General features: G+C 72.4%; 12 protein-coding genes and 1 pseudogene. 10 read left to right on the forward strand and 3 right to left on the reverse strand.

The genetic code is table 11. The features are described from left to right. Window positions 1-17 precede the first annotated feature (17 nt). Window positions 18-1,391 (reverse strand): lysine N(6)-hydroxylase/L-ornithine N(5)-oxygenase family protein, encoded by a 1,374-nt coding sequence (locus IO20_RS0114950; RefSeq protein ID WP_030545416.1) that lies wholly within the window; start codon window positions 1,389-1,391, stop codon window positions 18-20. A 238-nt stretch (window positions 1,392-1,629) separates the two neighbouring features. On the opposite strand from IO20_RS0114950, the gene IO20_RS0114955 reads away from it, so the two are divergent. The 5 genes from IO20_RS0114955 to IO20_RS0114975 all read left to right on the forward strand — a co-directional run bounded on the left by IO20_RS0114955 (window position 1,630) and on the right by IO20_RS0114975 (window position 6,630). Beyond that, a complete protein-coding gene (locus IO20_RS0114955) occupies window positions 1,630-2,577 on the forward strand; it encodes a methionyl-tRNA formyltransferase (RefSeq protein WP_030545418.1) in 948 nt (315 codons plus the stop codon). 26 nt (window positions 2,578-2,603) lie between these two features. Then, the gene (locus IO20_RS40990) at window positions 2,604-3,281 is read left to right on the forward strand and encodes a MarR family winged helix-turn-helix transcriptional regulator (protein ID WP_078945776.1); all 678 of its coding nucleotides are present in this window, start codon (window positions 2,604-2,606) and stop codon (window positions 3,279-3,281) included. Window positions 3,282-3,423: 142 nt separating this feature from the next. Beyond that, window positions 3,424-4,476 (forward strand): iron-siderophore ABC transporter substrate-binding protein, encoded by a 1,053-nt coding sequence (locus IO20_RS0114965; RefSeq protein ID WP_030545422.1) that lies wholly within the window; start codon window positions 3,424-3,426, stop codon window positions 4,474-4,476. A gap of 16 nt (window positions 4,477-4,492) precedes the next feature. Next, window positions 4,493-5,527, forward strand: coding sequence for a FecCD family ABC transporter permease (locus IO20_RS0114970; protein ID WP_030545424.1), 1,035 nt, complete (start codon window positions 4,493-4,495; stop codon window positions 5,525-5,527). Continuing rightward, complete coding sequence (locus IO20_RS0114975) at window positions 5,524-6,630, forward strand: FecCD family ABC transporter permease (RefSeq protein ID WP_030545426.1); 1,107 nt, start codon at window positions 5,524-5,526, stop codon at window positions 6,628-6,630. Before IO20_RS0114970 ends, IO20_RS0114975 begins: the two co-directional genes overlap by 4 nt. 80 nt (window positions 6,631-6,710) lie before the next feature. Here the strand turns inward: IO20_RS0114975 and IO20_RS0114980 are convergent, their stop codons facing one another. After that, window positions 6,711-11,657: a hypothetical protein gene (locus IO20_RS0114980; RefSeq protein WP_030545428.1), complete on the reverse strand. Its 4,947-nt coding sequence runs from the start codon at window positions 11,655-11,657 to the stop codon at window positions 6,711-6,713. Between the two features lie 289 nt (window positions 11,658-11,946). On the opposite strand from IO20_RS0114980, the gene IO20_RS38565 reads away from it, so the two are divergent. After that, complete coding sequence (locus IO20_RS38565; protein WP_030545430.1) at window positions 11,947-12,972, forward strand: LacI family DNA-binding transcriptional regulator; 1,026 nt, start codon at window positions 11,947-11,949, stop codon at window positions 12,970-12,972. 87 nt (window positions 12,973-13,059) lie between these two features. Here IO20_RS38565 and IO20_RS0114985 read toward each other — a convergent pair. Continuing rightward, window positions 13,060-15,726, reverse strand: a pseudogene (locus tag IO20_RS0114985) (glycosyl hydrolase); the annotation flags it as partial. 225 nt (window positions 15,727-15,951) lie between these two features. Here IO20_RS0114985 and IO20_RS0114990 point away from each other — a divergent pair. The 4 genes from IO20_RS0114990 (at window position 15,952) to IO20_RS0115005 (ending at window position 20,844) form a co-directional block, all read left to right on the forward strand. Next, complete coding sequence (locus tag IO20_RS0114990; protein WP_030545433.1) at window positions 15,952-17,268, forward strand: ABC transporter substrate-binding protein; 1,317 nt, start codon at window positions 15,952-15,954, stop codon at window positions 17,266-17,268. Window positions 17,269-17,453: 185 nt separating this feature from the next. Beyond that, window positions 17,454-18,419 carry a carbohydrate ABC transporter permease gene (locus IO20_RS0114995; protein ID WP_030545435.1) on the forward strand — a complete coding sequence of 322 codons (966 nt, stop codon included), beginning with the start codon at window positions 17,454-17,456 and terminating at the stop codon, window positions 18,417-18,419. Continuing rightward, window positions 18,416-19,354: a carbohydrate ABC transporter permease gene (locus tag IO20_RS0115000; protein ID WP_030545437.1), complete on the forward strand. Its 939-nt coding sequence runs from the start codon at window positions 18,416-18,418 to the stop codon at window positions 19,352-19,354. The genes IO20_RS0114995 and IO20_RS0115000 overlap by 4 nt, the downstream gene beginning before the upstream one ends. Window positions 19,355-19,437: 83 nt before the next feature. Further along, on the forward strand, window positions 19,438-20,844 hold the full coding sequence (locus tag IO20_RS0115005; RefSeq protein ID WP_030545439.1) for a GH1 family beta-glucosidase: 1,407 nt from the start codon (window positions 19,438-19,440) through the stop codon (window positions 20,842-20,844). Window positions 20,845-20,854 lie beyond the last annotated feature (10 nt).

Genomic DNA, 20,854 nt, shown 5'->3' on the forward strand with positions numbered 1-20,854 from the left:
GATCGGCAAGACACCCCCTATCGCGCCGTGCCGACGCCGTCGGCCATCGGCCGTACCGCCCCGGCTGTCGTGGCGGCCTCGGCGGCGGAGGTGGCAGGGGCCCGGTCGAGGACCGAGGCGAGGATCTCGCCGACCCTGATCGCGGTGTTGGAAAGCAGGGACGAGGTGATGCCGTGGGTGTGCTCGGTGCCGCCCTGGAGGTAGATGCCGCAGCGCAGTTCGGGGTCGGTGGCGAGCCGGTAGTCCCGTTCGACGCGGACCCGTCCCTGGTCGTCGCGGTGGCAGCGGTCGGCGACCGGGCCGAGGAGGCCGAGGGGTTCGGCGGGGTCGTATCCGGTGGCGTAGACGACGACGTCGGCGTCGAGAGTGCTCTCCTCGCCGGTGACGAGCGAGGTGACGAAGGCGCGCACCTTGTCCGGGCCGTCCTCGACGCCGGTGAGCCGGGAGATGTTGATGAAGCGCAGCCGCTCGGTGCCGAGGACCTTCTCCTGGTACGCCTGGCGGTAGAGGTCGTCGATGAGGTCGATGTCCACCACGGAGTAGTTGGTGTTCCCGTGGTACTCCATCAGCTTGCGCTTGGTGTCGTCGGGGGCCGTGAAGTACTCGTCGACGGCGTCCGGGTCGAAGATCCGGTTGGCGAAGGCGCTGTCGTCGGCGGGGCTGTAGCCGTAGCGGGAGAAGACAGCGCAGATCTCGGCCGCGGGGAACCTGCGGTGCAGGTAGGCCACGTTCTCTGCGGCGCTCTGTCCGGCGCCGACGACGACGAAGCGCTCGGGAGAGGTGCCTTCGAGGCCCTCCACCTTGGCGAGCAGGTCGGAGTTGTGCCAGACCCGGTCGCTGCGCTCGACGCCTTCCGGCATGCGAGGGCGAAGTCCCGTACCGAGGACGAGGTTCCGGGCGCGGTGCACCACGGTCTCGGATCCGGACCGGGCGGTCACGTCCAGGTACTCCACGACGCCGTCGCGCTCGACCGGTTCGACGGAGATGATCTCGTGGCCGTAGGAGACCATGTCGTCCACCTTGGACGCGGCCCACTCGAAGTAGTCGTGGAACTCGACGCGGAGCGGGAAGAGGTTCTTGTGGTTGACGAAGTCGATCAGCCGGCCCTTGCTCTGCAGGTAACAGAGGAAGCTGTATTCGCTGGTCGGGTTGCGCAGCGTCACCAGGTCCTTGAGGAAGGACACCTGCATGGTCGCGTCGTCGATCAGCATGCCGCGGTGCCAGCCGAACCGGGGCTGGCGCTCGAAGAAGTGGGCGGTGACCGCTTCCTGCCTTCCGACGCGGGCGTTGTGCTCGCTGAGCGCTATCGCCATGGCCACATTGGACGGCCCGAAGCCGATGCCTATGAGGTCGTGGACCAGAGGTGCGTCACCAGGAGGAACCTGCGACATGTCACTCCCATCGTGCGGGAAAGAGGCTGAGGGGGAACGGGCATCGGGCACGCCGACGTCGCGGCAGCCGCGCAGAACTTAGGTAAAGCTAACCTGATCCGACGGCGCTGTCGACCGGACAAATCGGACCTGACGAAGTGCAGGCAATTCCAACAGCCACATGAATCAAGGTAGTTGCACTGTTAGGTAAGGCTTGCTTTACTTCTGACGGTCAGTCGCCTTCCGAGGAGGAAACCCGATGCGGGTCGTCATGTTCGGTTATCAGACCTGGGGCCATCGCACCCTCCGGGCGCTCCTGGACTCCGAACACGATGTGGTGCTCGTCGTGACGCACCCCAAGAGCGAGCACGCGTACGAGAAGATCTGGAGCGACTCGGTCGCCGACCTCGCGACGGAGCACGGCGTCCCGGTCGTCATCCGCAACAGGCCCGACGACGAGGAGCTGTTCGCCCGCCTCAAGGAGGCGGACCCGGACATCATCGTCGCGAACAACTGGCGTACGTGGATCCCGCCGCACATCTACAACCTGCCCCGCCACGGGACGCTGAACATCCACGACTCGCTGCTGCCCAAGTACGCCGGCTTCTCCCCGCTGATCTGGGCCCTCATCAACGGCGAGCGGGAAGTCGGCGTCACGGCCCACATGATGGACGAGGTCCTCGACGCCGGCGACATCGTCCAGCAGCGCGCGGTGCCCGTCGGACCGAAGGACACGGCCACCGACCTCTTCCACAAGACGGTCGACCTCATCGCCCCGGTCACGATCGGCGCACTCGACCAGATCGCCTCGGGACAGGCAGAGTTCACCCGGCAGGACCGGTCACAGGCCAGCTTCTTCCACAAGCGGGCCGAGGAGGACATCCGCATCGACTGGACCTGGCCCGCCGAGGTCCTGGAGCGCCTGGTCCGCGCCCAGTCCGCGCCGTACCCGAGCGCCTTCACCTTCCACCGGGGCAAGCGTCTCGAAATCCTCTCCGCCGTGGTCTCCGAGGGACGCTACGGCGGCACCCCGGGCCGCGTCTTCTACCGCGAGGGGGACGGCGTCGTGATCGTCGCCGGGGCCGACGCCCGCACCGGCCGCAACCACGGCCTCGCCCTCACCCGCGTCCGGACCGAGGACGGCCACGAGCTGCCGGCCACCGAGTACTTCACCTCCATGGGCGGCTACCTCACCAGCCGCCCCTGACGACCGGGGTGAGTGAGGAACAGCCGATGGACCGGCCCGTCGTCTCCGGTGTCGCGCACGACCTCTCGGGGGCGACGTTCGCCGTCGTCGGCATCTCGACCATGCCGACCGACTGGGCGCAAGTCTTCCGATCGCTCGCGAACGCCGGCCTGACACTCGACCCGCTCACGGGCGCGGCCCCGCCGGCCCCGCCCGCCCAGGGCGTCACGCCGCCCTCCCCCGGCGTGACGCCCTCCCCCGGCGCGCCACCTCCCAGCGTGCTGGATCTCAACGCGTACCTCATGCACTCCGTCGGCAGGGCCGCGCGCCGGAAACTGGCCGAGAAGCTGGAGGCCCGGGGGTTACGCCTCTGGCACCTCACCGTGATGACGCTGCTCGCCGAACTCGGCCCGCAGATGAAGACGGCCCTCGCGACCAGGCTCGCCATCAACCCCAGCGACCTGGTGAAGATCGTCGACGATCTGGTGCGCCTCCGCCACGCGCACTGCGTCCGGGACCGGGCGGACCGGCGCCGCGTCGTCGTACGGCTCACCCCGGAGGGCGGGGCGGCCCTCCGCGACCTCAGCGCGGAGATCGCGTCCACGGACGACGAGATCCTGGCCCCGCTCGACACCGGGGAGCGCGAGCAACTGGCCTCGTTACTGCGTCGCGTCCATGGCCACCTCGAACGGGCACCGGCCGAGCGGGCGCGCCGGCGCCCCTGATCACAACCGTGACCTCCCGGTGATCGAACCCGGGAATTAATAGGTTAGGCTCACCTAACAAGAGCCCGCGATGGCCGCTGCCCCTGCTCGGGGCGGGCCGGTCGGGGCCTCAGTACACCCTGCCCGGAGACAAGGATCCACCATGCCTTCTGTGTTCACCCCCCTTCGTCGTCGCGTCCTCGCGGCGGGCGCCGCCGCGGTCTCGCTCGGCCTGATGGTGACCGGGTGCGGCTCGGACGAGAAGAAAGACGACGCGGCAGGCGCGGAGACCAAGGCCCCGGCAGGCGCTTTCCCCGTCACCATCAAGAGCGCCCTCGGTGAAGCCGTCATCAAGGAGAAGCCGAAGCGCGTCGTGACCCTCGGTCAGGGCTCCGCGGAGACCGCCATCGCCCTCGGCAACGTCCCGGTCGGCATCGAGAGCTACCCGTGGGGCAGCGACAAGACGGGCTACCTGCCCTGGATCCACGACGCGGTGAAGAAGTCCGGCGCCACGCTGCCCAAGCAGTTCAACGGTGGTGAGGAGCTCGACATCGAGGCCATCACCGAGCTCGAGCCCGACGTCATCCTCGCCCCGTGGTCCGGCATCACGCAGAAGCAGTACGACATCCTCAAGGACATCGCGCCGACCGTCGCCTATCCCGACAAGGCGTGGAGCACCAACTGGGACCAGCAGATCGAGATCATCTCGAAGGCGCTGGGCCAGCCGGAGAAGGCCAAGGAGCTGACGTCGAAGATCGACAAGCAGCTCACGGACGCCGCCGCGACCCGCCCGAACTACAAGAACGTCACGTTCTCGTACATCTACAACACCGGCCCCGGCACCCTCGGCATCTTCAAGCCCGAGGAGCAGCGCGTGTCCATGGTGTCGAAGCTGGGCCTCAAGGTCGACCCGATCGTGAACACGTTCAAGGAGACCGACGGCACCGACTCGGCCCTCATCGGCCTGGAGAACGCCAACAAGCTTTCCAAGAGCGACATCGCCTTCACCTTCTACATGGACGACAAGTCCCGCAAGGAGATCGAGGCGCAGCCGCTGTACGCGGCGATCCCGGCCGTGAAGAAGGGCGCGCTCGTCTACAGCAACGACCAGCCGTTCGTCACCGCCTCGTCGATGATCAACCCGCTGACGGTGCCGTACAGCATCGAGCGCTACCTCCCGATGATCGACAAGGCCGTCGCCAAGGCCGGGAAGTAACAGCGGGTCCCCCAGCGTGACCACTCTCTCCCGGATCGGCCAAGGCCCCGCCGTCGTACGGCGGGGCCTTGCCCGGCATGTCATGGCCGCCGTCCTGTGTCTCCTCCTGCTCGCTCTCGCGCTGCTCGCCAGCGTGATGTTCGGCAGCAAGCCGACGTCCCTCGGCGACGTCCTGCGGGTGATCACCGGTGACGGCGACAGCTACACCCGTACCGTCGTCGAGAGCCGCTACCCGCGCACCGCCCTCGGCGTCCTCGCGGGTCTCTGTCTCGCTGTCGCCGGAACCCTGATGCAGGGCATCACGCGCAATCCGCTCGCCGAGCCGGGACTCCTCGGCATCAACGCGGGCGCGTCCGCGAGCATCGTCGCCGCCACCGCGTTCCTCGGTGCCTCCGGACAGCAGCAGACCATCTGGTGGGCCCTCCTCGGCGCCCTCGCGACCGGAGTCGTCGTCCATGTCGTCGGCACCGCGGGCGGCGGTGGCGGACCGGTGCGCCTGGTGCTCGCGGGTGCGGTGCTCTCCGCCGTCCTCGCCGCGTTCATCCAGGCCGTCGCGCTGTCCAACCCGCGGGTCTTCGACACCTACCGCTACTGGGTGGTGGGCGCGCTCGGCGGGCGCGGCTTCGACGCATTCTGGGCGGTCGCGCCGTTCGCCGCGGCGGGTCTGCTCCTCGCCCTGCTGCTCGCGCCCGGGCTCAACGCCATGGCGATGGGCGACGACAAGGCGGCCTCCCTCGGCATCAGTCCGGCCCGGGTCAAGGGCGCGGGACTGCTCGCCGCGACCCTGCTGGCCGCCGCCGCCACAGCGGCCGTCGGGCCCATCGCCTTCGTCGGCCTCGCCGTCCCGCACGTGGTGCGGGCGCTCGTGGGCGCCGACTTCCGGGCCCAGATCCTGTTCACCGCGCTCGCGGGTCCCGCGCTGCTGCTCTTCGCCGATGTCATCGGCCGGGTCCTGCTGCGCCCGCAGGAGCTCATGGTCGGAGTGGTCACCGCCTTCATCGGCGCCCCGGCCCTGCTCTTCGCCGTTCGTCGTATGAGGGGAGCGGCATGAAGACCGCCGACCGGACCGCCACCACGAACAGCGCCGACGGCGCTCTCGCGGCGCCGAAGAGCGGGGTGCGGCCCGCGGGCCGTGGGATCCTGCGGATCGGTCCCTGGGTCGCCGTGCCCGTCCGCCGCTCCACCGTGATCGCCGCCGTCGTGGCGCTGCTGCTGCTCTGCGGGGTGGCCGTGGCCACCCTGTCGATGGGCAGGCTCGGCATCGCCCTGCCCGACCTGCCGTCGGCCCTCGCCGGTGACGCCACGGGCAAGAACGCGTTCGTCCTGAACCGGCTGCGCGGCCCGAGGCTCGTGGTGGCCATCGCCACCGGCGCGGCCTTCGGCCTCTCGGGGGCCCTGTTCCAGTCCGTCACCCGCAATCCGCTGGGCAGTCCCGACGTGATCGGGCTCGGCGCCGGCGCCGGGGCGGGCGCCGCGGCCGCGGCGCTCTTCCTGCCCGACGTCCTGCCGGTGGCCGTCGGCGCGCTGCTCGGTGCGGTCATCGCGATGGCCGTCGTGTTCCTCGCCACCGGCACCGGCTTCCGCAGCCCGGGCCGGCTCGTGGTGGCCGGCATCGGCGTGGCCGCGATGGCCACGGCGCTGACCCAGTACGTGGTGTACGCCGTCGAGCGCGACAAGGCCAGCGCCCTGACCGCCTACATCAACGGCAGTCTCTCCGCCCGCTCCTGGGAGGACGCGACGACCATCTGGACGGTACTGCTCCTCGCGCTGCCGTTCGCGGCCCTTCTGGCCAGGCCCCTGAGCATCGGTGAGATGGGCGACGACCTCTCCACCGGCCTGGGTGCCCGTCCGGGGCGGACCGCGACCGCGGCGGTCGTGCTGTCGATCGTCCTCTCGGCGGGGGCGGTGAGCGTGGCCGGTCCCATCGCGTTCGTCTCCCTGACGGCGCCGCAGATCGCCAAGCGGGTCACCCGCAGCGGCGGCCCGCACCTGGTCATGTCGACCCTCCTCGGTGCCCTGCTCCTGGTCCTGGCCGACCTGACGGCGCAGCAGCTGCCGCTCTTCGACGACCTGCCGGTCGGCCTGTACACGATGGCCGTCGGCGGCGCCTACCTGGGCTATCTGCTGCTCCGCGAGTGGAAGCGCCCCGCCTGACCCCCCGGGTGCCTCGCCACCGCGAGGCACCCGACGAGACGCCCGACGGTGCTTTCCGGCACCGCCGGGCGTCTCGTGTCTCACCGGTCGCGCTTCCACGCCTCGGCGAACATCTCGTGGAGGGGTGCCGTCGGCAGCAGCCGTTCGAACGGAGCGCGGATCTGGTTGCCCCACAGCGGACGCACCCGGTGGGCGGCCAGCTTCACGGTCTCCAGCGGGAGGTGCGGGGCCTTCAGCTCGGTCCACTCGCCGGGCAGGAACAGCGTCCGCCCCGCCCGGGCCCGTTTGGCCTCCAGGACCGCGCCGGTCGCGAGGAGTTCCGCCCTGACCTCCGCGTGTCCCTTGGCCGTCCAGCCGTTCCACCGGCGCACGTTCCGGTCGGTGGGCGCGGCGAGCGTCGCCAGCTGGAGGTACAGCGCTGCGGCGGCCGTGCCGACGCCGAGCTCCTCCGCCACGCGTGCGACCAGGTCCGGGCAGGAGCGGCGGGGATCCGCCTCGTACGCGCCGGCCGGGACCGCCCCGGAGACCGCCCGGCGCATCATCCGTTCGAGGCCGCCGCCGGCGAGGAGCGGCGCCGTCCGGTCCAGCTCGTCTGCGAGGTCGGTGAGCTCGCGGACCCGCTGCCACGCCTCGGGGTCCGCCACCTCGGCGGGCCGCAGGAAGGCCTCGCCCCGTGGGGCGCACACGACGAGCGGCCCGGAGTCGTACGCGGTCATGGCGGGCAGCTCGCCCTCCTCCTTCCTGCGGTCGAGCGAGATGGGCAGCCGGGCGGGACCGAACCGCTCGGCGAGCGCCTCCGGGGTGTCCTCGACCCGTGAACCGCGCAGCTCCAGGAGCAGTTCCGGCCGCGCCAGTTCGGACCGCAGCCGCTCGTACAGTGCCGTGGCACCGGCCGTCGCGGGGTCGCCGACGGGCCTGTCGGTCCACGCCCACACGAGCGCGCTCGCGATCCGGCGGACCGGGAGGCCCACCGGGGTGCCGTAAGGCGGTTCGGTGCCCGCCGGCGGCAGGGCCCGTACCTCCACGCCCAGGCCGTACGAGGGCGCCGCGAGGTCCCAGCCGGCCGCGGGCACGGTCGCGTCCTCGGCGGCCTCGTAGCCCCCCGCGAGACGCCGTGCCCACACCTCGGAGAGTCCCAGGGCCGCCTCCAGGGCGTCGGCGGCCTCGTCGTGGACGGCGGGCAGCGATCCGACGAGACCGCGCCACGCCCCGGCCATCCGCTCCGCGGCCGCCTCGACCCCGCCGGCCCGCCACAGGTCCGCCGGGTCCTCGGGGACGGCGGCGGCCAGGACGGCGCTGCGGCCGTCGGCTCCGAGCCGTCCCCACAGCTCTTCGTAGGACTCGACCGTCTTCGGGCTCGCCTTGTACGGGGCCTTGCGGGCCAGGGCGCGGTCCTCGTCCCGGTCGGAGCCGCCGACGAGACCCGCGACCACGAGCCTGGCCACCGCGCGGCGTACACCGGTCAGTTCGGCGAACCGTGCCGCCGCCGACTCCGGCACCGGAACGGGTCCGTGTGCCTCGATCGCGGCGAGCAGGGCCCTCAGCCGGACGGCGTCGTCCCGCTCCACCCGCACGAGGCGGGCCTCGGGGACGGCCGCCGGCACGGGGTCGCCTTCGGTGTCCTCGGCGGCGGGCGCGACGAACCAGCAGTCCGGCGCGGCGTCCCACACCAGGGCGGACGCCACGGCCGTCCCGGCCTCCCGCAGTCCGTCGAGGGGCGCGGCCCCGGACGTGCGGCCCACCCACCACCGGCTGCCCGCACGGGCGAACGGCTGCTCGGCCCAGGTGTCCAGAAGCGCGAGCAGCGCGGCCCGCGCCGGCTCCGGGGTCGGCGCCACCACCGCCCGCCAGGCGACGGCGTCGATCGCGCCGAGCAGCCGCGACCAGTCGTGCGGCGCCGCGGGCGGGGACAGCCGCCGCACCTCCTCGCCGATCGTCCCGGCCAGGCAGGCGCCGTCGGCGGCCAGCGCGCTCAGGGTCGCCGGCAGGGCCACGTCCGGGCTCCTGCGCCACGTCGCGTGCTGCCCGTCCACGAGAAGTCCGGACAGCGCGGGCACCAGCTCGGTGTCCGGCGCGGTCCGGCGCGGCGGGGCGGGGGGCGCCTCGGCCAGCAGGGTGACCCGCCGGTGCAGGGCGCGCCGCCGCTCCTCCACCCGTGCGGCGCGCCCGGCCACCGCCACGACGGCCTCGACGAGCTCAGGCTCGGTGACCCGCGGAAGGTGGCGTGCCACGGCGGCGCGCAGTGCTTCGGTGCCTTCGAGGGCGGCGGCCAGGAGCACCTCGGCCGTCGGATCCGCCACGCTCCGCAGGGCCCGGGAGCCCGCGGTGTCCCGCGTCCGCAGCAGGTACCAGAAGGCCGGGGGCAGGGCCACGCCACGGGACACGGTGACCCGGCGGTTCCGCTTCGTCCGGCCGTTCCGGGGCGAGTGGTGTCCGTCCAGCTCCCACAGCAGGCTGCCGTCGGCGGCGTATGCGCGCACGCCCGTCCGGGTCTCCGCCTCGGCGAGGACCACGTCCTCCACCGCGCCCTCCGGAGGCGCCCACAGTCCCCAGGGCTGCTGGCCCTGCCGGTCGATGCCGAAGCCGGCCTTGCGCCCGTCGATGCTCTCGAGCAGGTAGTGGTCGGGTGCGTGGTCGCGGTGCCGGGTGCGGAACAGCACCCGCGTTCCGACGAGTCCGTCGCGGCTGCCCAGCGGGGAGCCGGTCAGTCCGGCGGGCAGCGGCGCCAGCTGGAGGGCCTCGCGGGCCAGGGACATGCCCGCCTCGGACGGTTCGACGGCCGGATCGGCGCTCGGGGCGCGGCCGGGGAAGTCCGGCAGCGGCGTCGCGCCGAGCCGCTCGCCCGTGACGGGGTCGACGACCTCCCAGGGCTTTCCGCGGTAGACGGCGTTGGTCCAGACACGGCAGCCGTCGCGGAGTTGCAGCTCCTCCCGGTCGATCCCCTCCGTGCCGCCGGGCCGCACGACCCGCAGGCCGCCGTGCCGGCCGCCTCCGTCCGCGGTCTCGAACTGGAAGCCGTAGGCCCCGTCCAGGCTGCCGCCGAACGGCACCAGACCACCCCAGTCGTCGGGGGTGAACAGCTCTCCGGGGCGGTCGGCCCAGATGGCGGTGTCGCAGTAGTACGGGCCCGGCTTGAGGCTCCAGCTCACCAGGAAGGAGCCGCCCACATAGTGGACGGCGACCATGGTGGCGTCCTCCGGCACGGTGAACCGGCAGGAGCCGCGGACCCCGTCGGGCGCGACGGCGACGGCCCGGTCGCGTCCGAACACCGTCAGGACCGGCCAGGTGGAGGTCACACCGATCACTCCCGGCAGACCGGCCACACCGATCAGCCCGGCGACACCGGCGGCATCGGAGGCACCGCCGGAACCGGAGGCACCGCCGGAACCGGAGGCACCGCCGGAGCCGGCGACGCCCGCGACCCCGGCGGCACTGCCGGCATCGGGGCCACCAGCGGCTTCGGCGGCACCATGCCCCCCGGCCGGCGCCTCTTCGGTCACCGGGCCGACGTCGGCCGCCGCACCCTCCGACGCCTCCCGGACGGAGGCCGCCGCGAACTCCTCGTACACGGACTCCAGGGCCGGCCACGCCAGCTCCTCCGGCAGCCCGGCCGCGAGCGAGCGGCGCAGCGCGCCCGCCGCGGACACCTCCGCGAGGGCGTCGCCGACTCCCCCGAGGGCCGTCACCGTCGGCCGGTCGAGCAGGGTCTCCAGCTCGGCGACGGCCTCCTCCGCCCCCGCCATGCCGCCGCCCCCGACGGTGGCGACGAGCTTGCCGACCCGGCCCGCCACCTCCTGCGCGATGCCCTCGTTGCCCGGGAGCAGCGTCACCGCCGACCCGGCCTTGCGTCCGCGCGACCTGAACCCGTGCGGCGTGAGACCGGCGTGCACGGTCCCCTCCAGGCGGGCCCCGAAGACCGGGTCGGCGGCGAGCGCGGCGAGGTCGCGCCGGGACCGGTCGCCCCAGAAACGCATCCGGATCTCCGGCCCCGGGTCGACGACGGCGACCCCGGCCGCCAGACAGGCGTCGAGCACGTCCGCGTCGAAGCCCTGGTAGTAGTGGCGGGTCGTGTGCACGGTCACGGCCTCGCCCGCCGCCCGCAGGCGCGGCCCGAGGCGCCCGACGAGGTCGAGGAACTCCGGCGGCAGTTGCTGCCGTCCGACTCCGCCGCCGGACTGCTTCGCGTACTGGTACATGTGGACGAAGTGCCCGACCCAGCGGTGCAGTCCGCCCTCCGGTACCACCCGCCCGGCCTCCATCGCCTCCGTCGCGCCGCAGCCGATCAGCGTCCGCAGCCACGCACCGCCGTCGGTGACGCCCTCGGGGAAGACCTCGACGAGTCCGGCGGCGACCTCGTCGGTCGGCGGATGAGCCGTCAGGACCGGTTCGGCGGCGGTGAGCAGCGCGTCCGGCACGGACTTCTTCCGGGCCACCGACACGATCGCGCCCACCACCCGCGCCACCTCGTCGTCGCCGTGTCCCGCCGTCCTGGCCGCGGCCCGGACCCGGTGCACGAGGTCCGCCGGCAGGTCCGCCTCGGACGCCGACCAGGCGGTCAGGAACGCGCCCAGGGCCGCGTACGCCTCGGCGGGCTCCAGGGTCTCGGCGAGGAAGCGCTGATGGGCCCCGAACTCCTTGGCGGGCATGGCCCCGCCCTTGGCGAACAGCAGGCCGTTGGCCCGACGGTAGGCGGGGTCCACCGGCAGCCCGCGCTCGGCCTCCGCGGCCCTCGCCGCCACGTACGCCCGGCCGCCGGGCCGGCTCCCGTAGCCGATGAGGCGGTGGCCCACCGTGTCCCAGAACCACGGCAGGTGCTCGGGTGGCAGCCGCCGCGCCCGCCACGCCATCGCGTCGACGAACGCGCCGGGCTTGGTCCAGGACCGGTTGAGCTCCGTGCCCATGTCCTGGATCAGGTCGCGCGCCTTCGCGGCCGCGTCCGGGTCGTGGGCGGCGACCCAGTCGGCGTACGTGGTCGAGACGTGCGTCCTGCCGTCGGCGGGCAACAGGGATGCGAGCGAGGCGATCATGCTCCGGATCGTCGCACGCGCCACTGACACGGCTGTCCGGCCGGGGTGGTTCGGTCCCGGCCGGCACGAGCGGCGGTGGTCGAGGCGCTCAGCCCGCCGCATTCTGGGAGCGCTCTCAGAACGATGGCCGCTCCGGATATCCTGAGGCACGCGGACCCACAGAACCGACAAGACCCGCACAGACCGCAGTCCCCAGACCGCAGTCCCCAGTCCGCAGTCCGCAGTCCGCAGTCCGCAGTACGCACCACGCAGCCCGCCGCCCGTACCCCGCAGTCGAGGAGCGCCCGCCTTGCCCGAGCAGACCACGGGGCCCCGCCCCACGCTGGAAGCCGTCGCCGCTCGCGCCGGCGTGTCCCGCGCCACGGCCTCCCGGGTCGTCAACGGGGGCGCGGGCGTACGCGCTCCGCTGGTCGAGAAGGTGCGCAGGGCCGTCGACGAGCTGGGTTACGTCCCCAATCACGCCGCTCGCACGCTGGTCACCCGCCGCAACGGCGCGGTGGCGGTGATCATCGCGGAGCCCGAGTTCCGGATCTTCTCCGACCCGTTCTTCGAGCAGCAGGTGCGGGGCATCAGCCGGGAACTCACGGCGCACGACGCCCAGCTGGTGCTGCTGTGGGTGGAGGGGCCGGGAGACCACGAGCGGATCGCCCGCTATCTCGGCGGGGGCCATGTCGACGGGGCGCTCGCCTTCTCGCTGCACAGTGACGACGCGCTGCCGGCCGTGATCGAGGGGGCGCGGATCCCGGTGGTCCTCGGCGGGCGGCCCGCGCCCGGCATCGACCCGGCCGTGCCCTTCGTCGACTGCGACAACCGCGGGGGTGCCCGCGAGGCGGTGCGGCACCTGGTGGGGCGCGGGTGCCGGAGCATCGCCCACATCTCGGGGCCCGCCGACCAGACGTCGGCCGTCGACCGGCTGCACGGTTACCGGGACGTCCTCATCGACGCCGATCCCGCGCTGCTGCGCGTGGGCGACTTCACGGAGGAGAGCGGCGCCCGTGCCATGGCCGAGCTGCTCGACCAGCGGCCGGACGTGGACGGGGTGTTCGTCGCCAACGACCTGATGGCGTCGGGTGCGCTGCTGACCCTGCGGGAGCGCGGCGTACGGGTGCCGCAGGACGTGGCGGTCGTCGGCTTCGACGACATGGCGTCGGTGGTCGACAGGACCTCGCCCGCCCTGACCACCGTGCACCAGGACATCGAGGGGATGGGCCGGCTCATGGTCAAGCTGCTCATGCGGCGGCTCGACGGCACCGGGGCCGGGATCCCGGACTCCGTGATCACCCCGACCTCGCTGGTCCGCCGCGCCTCCGCCTGAGCGGGCATCCCCCCGACCGGCTGTCGGCCTCTCGGGGTATCGCCTGAGCAGGCACGAGAAACGGCGGGGGGGGGGGGGGGGGCCCGGGCCCCCCCCCCCCCCCCCGGACTTCAGTCCGCGGGAGTGGGCGTACTCCTCCCAGCCCGTCACCGGGTCGGTCGCGAAGTAGTGGTAGGTCTCCGTCCGTTCGAAGGTGCCGTCACCGGTGAGGTCGTAGCTGATCCGGGCCTGTTGGCCGAGCCCGACGGCCGTTCCGGCGTCGACCTGGAGGCGGAAGGCGGTGGAGACGCCGGCCTTGAGGGTGCCGTTGACTCCCCTGACCTCGTAGACGAGCGGCCGGTTCGGCGTCCCGTCGTGGTTGCCGCCCTGCGCCGAGGCGATGGTGTCGCTTCCGGCCGTGGCCCCGGTGGCCGTGGTGAGCGCGCCGCCGGTGCGGAGCTGGAAGGTGTTGCCGGTGGACGGCTCCGGGTCCGGGTCGGTTCCCGGGCCGCCCGTACCGGTGCCGGTCGCGGTGGAACGGGCCGGTACGGACAGGGACTTGCCGTCGGAGAAGGTGACGGTGCGGGCGGTGGAGCCGTGGTTGTGGGCCACGTACGTGCGGGCGGTTCCCTTGGCGAAGACGGCGGAGGTGGGGATCGATCCGGTGACCGTCGCGTCGGGGGCGCCGAGGGTGTCGAGCGCGGTGAGCCAGTGGTAGGTGTGGGCCTTGGACTCGCCCGCCTCCGGGGTGTAGCCGGCATGGCCCGCGTCCCACTTGGCCTTGGCGGCGCCGGGGTCGGCGAAGGACTGGAACTCCCACAGGATGTCGCGCCATTCGACGGCGGGTCCGCCGTTCTCGCGTTCCAGCTCGGCGATGTTGCGCCGGACGGCGTCCTTGTGACCGCCGAGGTGGAGCGAGCCGCCGGTCACCGGCAGGACGTTGATGCCGTGGATCTCCTCGGGGTTGGCGGTCCACCAGGTGGAGTAGGCGGCGCCGCTGCCCCACACCATGCCGGCGGTGTCGTGCTGGAAGGAGCCGGGGAAGACCTGCTGGTCGGCGTCGAACCAGTACTGGGCGATGGCTTCGCCCTCGGTGGTCAGCAGGTACGTGCCCAGGTCGCGGAGCTGGGTGTTCCCGGTGGCCGAGCCCCAGAGGACGAGGGCGGCGCTGAGGTTGGTCGACTCGGAGGACGACTCCTGGTTGTTGCCGGCGGCGAAGCCCTGGTGGCCGCTTGCCCAGCTGTGTCCCGCGTAGACGTCGAAGCCGCGGAGGAAGGGGTAGGCGGCGTCGGTGCGGCTGGGGTTGGCGGTGTCCCTCACCAGGGTCTTGACCATGGCGCCCCAGGCGGAGTCCGCCGCCCAGGCCGCGTCGTACTGGGCGACGATCGCGGCGGCGTACACGTAGTAGCCGTAGTGGAAGTGGTGGTCGTTGAGTTCGGTGTCGCTGCCGTAGGAGGCCGGGTAGCCGGTGAGGGTCTTCCAGTTCGCGTCGTACGAGAACTCGCTCGCCCCACCGGCCGTGAACCAGTCCTGGAGGCGGCCCTTGATCTGGCCGAGGAGCTTGTCGCGGAGCGCGGTCTCTCCGATCTGCTCGGCGAGCGGCACCAGTTGGGCGAGTTTGCCGAGAGCCTTGCCGGTCCAGTAGGTGTCGACGGCTCCGGCGAACGGGTCGGCGGAGTTGGCGACCTCGTTGAGGTAGCCGCGCAGCCGGGCGGGGTCGACTCCGGTGCCGCCCGGCAGTCCGGGCAGGGTGGGGGCGGCCTTCTGGGTGGTGGTGAAGGTGGCCGCCTCCCGGACCTTCATGGCACCGCGGGGCGAGACGTACGTGTACGGGGTGAGCGGGTCGGTGGTGTGCAGCCACTGGTGGCGGTAGAGCGCCTGGAGGGTGCCGCGCTCGGTGCCCTCCTTGGCCTCGGTGGTGAGGGTGTAGGCGGCCCGGACGGTGCCCGCTTCGTAGCTCCAGTTCACGGTGGATCCGGTGACGAAGCTGTAGGCGTACTTCCGGTAGGTCGCGAGGGCGTCCGTGGAGGGGAGGACGGCGACGGAGAAGTAGTCCTTGCCGCCGAGGCCCGCGGTGATGGTGGAGCCGGAGACGTTCCAGTCGGTGCCGCCGGGCGCGAAGAGGGCGTAGTGGTGTCCGGCGACGGTGATGCCGAGGACGTTGCCCTGGTCGGCGAAGACGGCGGGCGCGGTGGCCGTGGTGATCCGGGCGTCGCCGCCGGAGCCCTTGGCGTACACGAAGGGCATTCCGTGGCCGATGGTCGTCCGCAGGGTGCGGGCGCCGTCGGACCAGTAGGGGGTGACGGTCCAGTCGGACCAGGCGTCGGCCTTGGTGTCGGGCGAGTTGAGGCCGGTGAGGCCGAGGGTGAGATCGCGCTTGTGGGCGAACTCGTACTGGCGACCCTCACCGACGACGGCGGGGGTGGTCGGATAGCCGATCTCAAGGCCCCCGGACACGGCCTGGTAGGTCAGCGGATGCCCGTACATGGGGGTGGAGTAGGGGTTGTCCCCGTACCGCTGGTAGGCGAGGGAGGACCACCAGTCGTTCGTGGGGACCGGTTTGCCCTGGGCGGCGGGGGTGACCTTCGGGGTGACGGGCGCACCGGTGTTGGTGGTGGGGCCGGAGGTTCCGGTCGGACGGGTGTCGGAGTAGCTTCCGGCGCCCGTGGGGACGGTGGCGGCGGCGGCCGGGGCGGCGGCGGGGCCGAGTCCCAGGGCGGCGAGGGCGGAGACCAGGACCAGCGCGGCGGCCGGCCTTCTGCGGGGGGCTGGCATGAACGGCACCTCATGTCGTCAGAGAGCGCTCTCAGATCGCCGGAAACGTAAAACCGCCGAAACAACTGTGTCAAGAGGTTGAACACAGGCGGGAGTTGAGAGTGCGTCCCGTCCGTTACGCCTTCGAGCCTTGACGGATGGACTCCTGCACGGGCACGCTCCCCCCGCACGCTTGAGAGCGCTCTCAGAGCCTCTCGCTCGTTCCGGAGCCAAGGGAGGCTTCCCATGCCCATCGCCCGAGCCGCGATCACCACCACGAGAAGAGCCGCCGTCCGCCTGGGAGCGGTCGCGCTCACCGGAGCCCTGCTCGCCGCCTGCGGAGGCGCCTCGGACGACACCTCCGCCGACGGTGCGGGCGGCGAGGTGACCCTCACCGTCGACCTGTTCGGTTCCTTCGGATACAAGGAGGCCGGGCTGTACGCCGAGTACGAGAAGCTCCACCCCGGCGTCACCATCAAGCAGACGGACACGGAGGACGAGGCCGACTACTGGAAGTCCCTCCAGACCCGGCTGGCCGGGGGCGCCGGCCTCGCCGACGTCCAGGGCATCGAGGTCGGCCGGATCGCCTCCGTCGCCCAGCAGCAGGCCGAACGGTTCGAGGACCTGCGCAAGTACGGCGCGGACGGGCTCAAGGACCAGTTCGCCCCCGCCAAGTGGGCCGCCGCCACCGGCAAGGGCGGCGAGATCCTCGGACTCGGCACGGACGTCGGCCCCGAGGCCATGTGCTACCGCACCGACCTCTTCAAGGCCGCCGGACTGCCGACCGACCGCGAGGAACTCGCCCGGAAGTGGGCCACCTGGGACGGCTACCTGGCGCTCGGGAAGCAGTACAAGGCGAAGGCCCCCGGCAAGAGCGCCTGGCTCGACAGCGTCGGCAGCCTCTACTCGATCATGATCGGGCAGGAGAAGGAGCGGTACTACGACGCCTCCGGGAAGCTGATCTGGGAGGACAACCCCGCCCTGCGCACCGCCTGGGACCACTCCGTCCAGGCGGCCCAGGACGGTCTGAGCGCCAAGCTCGACCAGTGGTCCCCGCAGTGGAACCAGGCCTTCGCGGCCGGCTCCTTCGCCACCATCCCGTGCCCCGCGTGGATGCTCGGCTACATCAAGGGCCAGGCCGGTGAGGCCGGCAAGGGCAAGTGGGACGTCGCCGCGCTGCCCGGCGGCGCGGGCAACTGGGGCGGCTCCTACCTGGCGGTGCCCAAGGCCGCCAAGCACAAGAAGGAGGCGTACGAGCTGGTGAAGTGGCTGACCGCCCCCGAGCAGCAGGCCCGGCTCTTCGAGAAGCAGGGCAACTTCCCCTCCGCCACGGGCGCCATCGCGAAGGTCGCCGACGCCAAGGACCCGTTCTTCTCCGACGCCCCGATCGGCCGGATCTTCGGCGAGGCGGCGAAGGCGGCCCCCGTCCAGGTGCTCGGCGTGCACGACCAGAACATCGCGCAGCAGATCACGAACGCGCTGAGCGAGGTGGAGCGGAAGGGGACCTCGCCCGAGAAGGCCTGGTCGAACGCCAAGAAGGGCGTCGCGAACACGATCGGCTGACGGGCGGCGACGGGCCGGCGGACGCGCGCCGGCCTACCTGCCCGCTCCCCCACGCCTCCTCGAACACGCCTCCTCAGGCAGGCCTCCTCCCGTACGCCTCCACCCTCCCTGCCTCGGACACGCCTCCTCAGTCACGCCTCCTCCCGTACGCCTCCGCCCCCGCTCCCCTCCGAAGGGCCCGCCCCGTGACCCTCATCGCATCCGAGAGCCCGGCGCCGCCGAGGCCGGTTCCGCCGCCCGCGCGGCGGGGATCCGCCCGGCGGGCCTGGCAGACGTTCTCGCCGTACGCCTACCTCGCCCCGTTCTTCACCCTGTTCGCCGCCTTCGGCCTCTTCCCGCTGATCTACACGGCCTTCGTCTCGCTGTACCGGGTGGAACTCCAGACGCCCGGCGAGATGGAGTGGCGCGGTCTCGGCAACTACACCGCCCTCTTCGGCGACGAGTACTTCTGGACCTCCCTGCGCAACACGTTCACCATCGGTGTGCTGTCCACCGTTCCGCAGCTCGTCATGGCCCTGGGCCTCGCGCATCTGCTGAACTACCGCATGCGCGGCCGCACGTTCCTGCGGACCGCGGTCCTCCTGCCGTACGCGACCTCGGTGGCCGCGGCCACCCTCGTCTTCGCCCAGCTCTTCGGGCGGGACTTCGGGCTGATCAACTACGCCCTGGGCCTGGTCGGCATCGACCCCGTCGACTGGCAGAACGGCACGGTCGCCTCGCAGATCGCCGTGTCCACGGTCGTGATCTGGCGCTGGACCGGCTACAACGCGCTGATCTACCTGGCGGGCATGCAGTCGATCCCCCACGAGCTGTACGAGGCGGCCGCGATGGACGGGGCCTCGCGGTGGCGCCAGTTCTTCCACGTGACGCTGCCGGGCCTGCGGCCCACCATCGTGTTCACCGTCATCGTCTCGACGATCGGCGCGACCCAGCTGTTCGGGGAGCCGCTGCTGCTCGAAGGGTCGATCTCGGGCGGCATCTCGCACCAGTACCAGACGCTCGGCCTGTACATGTACGAGCAGGGCTGGGGCTTCTTCCACCTGGGCAGGGCCGCCGCCATCGCCTGGGTGATGTTCCTGCTCATCGTGGTGCTCGTCGGGGCCAACGCCCTGATCGTGCGCCGCCGTTCCCGCAAGGAGGCCGGCCGATGACCGCGCCGACCGCCCCGGCGGCCACCCCGGCCCCGACCGGACCCACCGACCCGGGGACCACTCCCCCGGCCCCCGTACGCGCGCGCGTGCCCCGGCGCGGGGCCCGCCGGGCCGGCCGCACCCTGCACGCCGGTCCGCTCGCCTACGCGATCCTGATCGTCGCCGTGCTCTTCTCCGCCTTCCCCTTCTACTGGACGATCGTCGCCGCGAGCCGCTCCAACGCCGACCTGGCGAAGGTCCCGCCGGCCCTGCTGCCCGGACCGAACCTGATCAAGAACTTCGAGGCCGTCCTCGAAGAGGCGGACATCGGCAAGGCCCTCCTCAACTCGCTCATCGTCTCCGGATCGATCACCCTCGGCACCGTGCTGTGCTGCACGCTCGCCGGTTTCGCCTTCGCCAAGCTGAGGTTCCGGGGCCGGGGCGCGCTGCTCGCGATCACCGTCGGCACCATGATGATCCCGCCGCAGCTGGGCGTGATCCCGCTGTTCATGCTGATCGCCGAGCTCGGCTGGGTGAACCAGCTCCAGGCGGTGATCCTGCCGGGCCTGGTGTCCGCGTTCGGGGTGTTCTTCATGCGCCAGTACCTGACGCAGGCGCTGCCGGACGAGCTGATCGAGGCCGCCCGCGTCGACGGCGCCTCCACCGCCCGGATCTTCTGGTCGATCGTGGTGCCGATCGCGCGGCCCGGCATGGCCGTCCTCGGCCTGCTGACCTTCATGGCCGCGTGGAACGACTTCTTCTGGCCGGTCGTCGCCCTCACGTCGTCCGAGCCCACCGTCCAGGTCGCCCTGCGTCAGCTCGGCGGCGGCTACGTCCACGACCAGTCCGTGATCATGGCCGGCACGCTGCTCGGCACCCTGCCGGTGCTGCTGGTCTTCGGCCTGCTCGGCCGGCAGATCGTCGGCGGCATCATGCAGGGCGCGGTCAAGGGCTGATCGACGGAACAACGGCCGCTCCGGGTCGACCGGCGCTCCACCCGCCCCACCCCAGACGTCTCACTCCAGGGAGTTCCCACCCCATGACCGCGCTCGACGCCCGCACCGACACCACGACCGTCCTCCGTTTCCCCGAGGGCTTCCGCTGGGGCACCGCCACGGCCGCCTACCAGATCGAGGGGGCCGCGACGGAGGACGGCCGCACGCCCTCCATCTGGGACACCTTCAGCCGCACACCCGGCAAGGTCCGCAACGGCGACACCGGTGACATCGCCGCCGACCACTACCACCGGGTCGACGAGGACGTCGCCCTGATGCGGCGCCTCGGCGTCACCGACTACCGCTTCTCGATCGCCTGGCCCCGGGTCCAGCCGACCGGACGCGGACCCGCCGTCCGCAAGGGCCTGGACTTCTACCGGCGCCTCGCCGACCGGCTCCTGGAGGCCGGCATCCGCCCGGTGGCGACGCTCTACCACTGGGACCTGCCGCAGGAGCTGCAGGACGCGGGCGGCTGGCCGCACCGGGAGACCGCGTACCGCTTCGCCGAGTACGCGGGCATCATGGCGGACGCGCTCGGCGACCGGGTGGCGACCTGGACCACGCTCAACGAGCCCTGGTGCGCGGCCTTCCTCGGCTACGGCAGCGGCGAGCACGCGCCGGGGCACACCAGCGCGCTCGAGTCGCTGCGTGCCGCCCACCACCTCAACCTCGCGCACGGGCTCGCGGCCCGTACGCTCCGGGGCGCGCTGCCCGCTGCGTCGGAGGTGTCCCTCACCCTCAACCTCCATGCGGTACGGGCCCTCTCGCAGGCCCCCGAGGACGTGGACGCGGCCCGCCGCATCGACGCGGTCGCCAACCGGATCTTCCTCGATCCCGTCTTCCACGGCCGGCTGCCGGAGGACCTGGTCCGCGACACGGCGCCGGTCACGGACTGGTCCTTCGTCCGGGACGGCGACCTGGCGACGGCGGCCGCGCCGCTCGACTTCCTCGGCATCAACTACTACTCGCCCTCCGTCGTCGCGGCGGGCGCCTCCGGATCGCCGTCGGCGTGGGCGGGCGCGGAGCAGCACGTCCGGTTCGAGCCCGCGCCCGGTCCGCGCACCGCCATGGACTGGCCCGTGGACGCGGACGGGCTGCACGAACTCCTCGTCAGGCTGCGGGACGAACTGCCCGGCGTCCCCCTGATGATCACCGAGAACGGCGCGGCGTACGACGACTACGCCGACCCCTCCGGGAACGTGAAGGACCCGGAGCGGGTGGCCTATCTGCACGCGCACCTGGCGGCGGTGCACCGCGCCCTCGCCGACGGCGCCGACGTGCGCGGGTACTTCCTGTGGTCGCTCCTGGACAACTTCGAGTGGGCGTACGGCTACAGCAAGCGGTTCGGCATCGTGCACGTGGACTTCGCGACACAGCGCCGCACGCTCAAGGACAGCGCCCGCTGGTACGCGGAGGTCATCACCCGAGGGGGCATCACGGAGGCGCCCTAGGGGCTGTCTT

This window comes from Streptomyces exfoliatus, assembly GCF_000725545.1.
GTDB classification, from domain to species: domain Bacteria; phylum Actinomycetota; class Actinomycetes; order Streptomycetales; family Streptomycetaceae; genus Streptomyces; species Streptomyces exfoliatus.

What these genes read in the sequence shown, in the direction of transcription:
- IO20_RS0114950 (WP_030545416.1), bottom strand. Translation starts at nt 1,391, where the DNA reads ATGTCGCAGGTTCCTCCTGGTGACGCACCTCTGGTCCACGACCTCATA.
- IO20_RS0114955 (WP_030545418.1), top strand. Translation starts at nt 1,630, where the DNA reads ATGCGGGTCGTCATGTTCGGTTATCAGACCTGGGGCCATCGCACCCTC.
- IO20_RS40990 (WP_078945776.1), top strand. Translation starts at nt 2,604, where the DNA reads ATGGACCGGCCCGTCGTCTCCGGTGTCGCGCACGACCTCTCGGGGGCG.
- IO20_RS0114965 (WP_030545422.1), top strand. Translation starts at nt 3,424, where the DNA reads ATGCCTTCTGTGTTCACCCCCCTTCGTCGTCGCGTCCTCGCGGCGGGC.
- IO20_RS0114975 (WP_030545426.1), top strand. Translation starts at nt 5,524, where the DNA reads ATGAAGACCGCCGACCGGACCGCCACCACGAACAGCGCCGACGGCGCT.
- IO20_RS0114980 (WP_030545428.1), bottom strand. Translation starts at nt 11,657, where the DNA reads ATGATCGCCTCGCTCGCATCCCTGTTGCCCGCCGACGGCAGGACGCAC.
- IO20_RS0114990 (WP_030545433.1), top strand. Translation starts at nt 15,952, where the DNA reads ATGCCCATCGCCCGAGCCGCGATCACCACCACGAGAAGAGCCGCCGTC.
- IO20_RS0115000 (WP_030545437.1), top strand. Translation starts at nt 18,416, where the DNA reads ATGACCGCGCCGACCGCCCCGGCGGCCACCCCGGCCCCGACCGGACCC.
- IO20_RS0115005 (WP_030545439.1), top strand. Translation starts at nt 19,438, where the DNA reads ATGACCGCGCTCGACGCCCGCACCGACACCACGACCGTCCTCCGTTTC.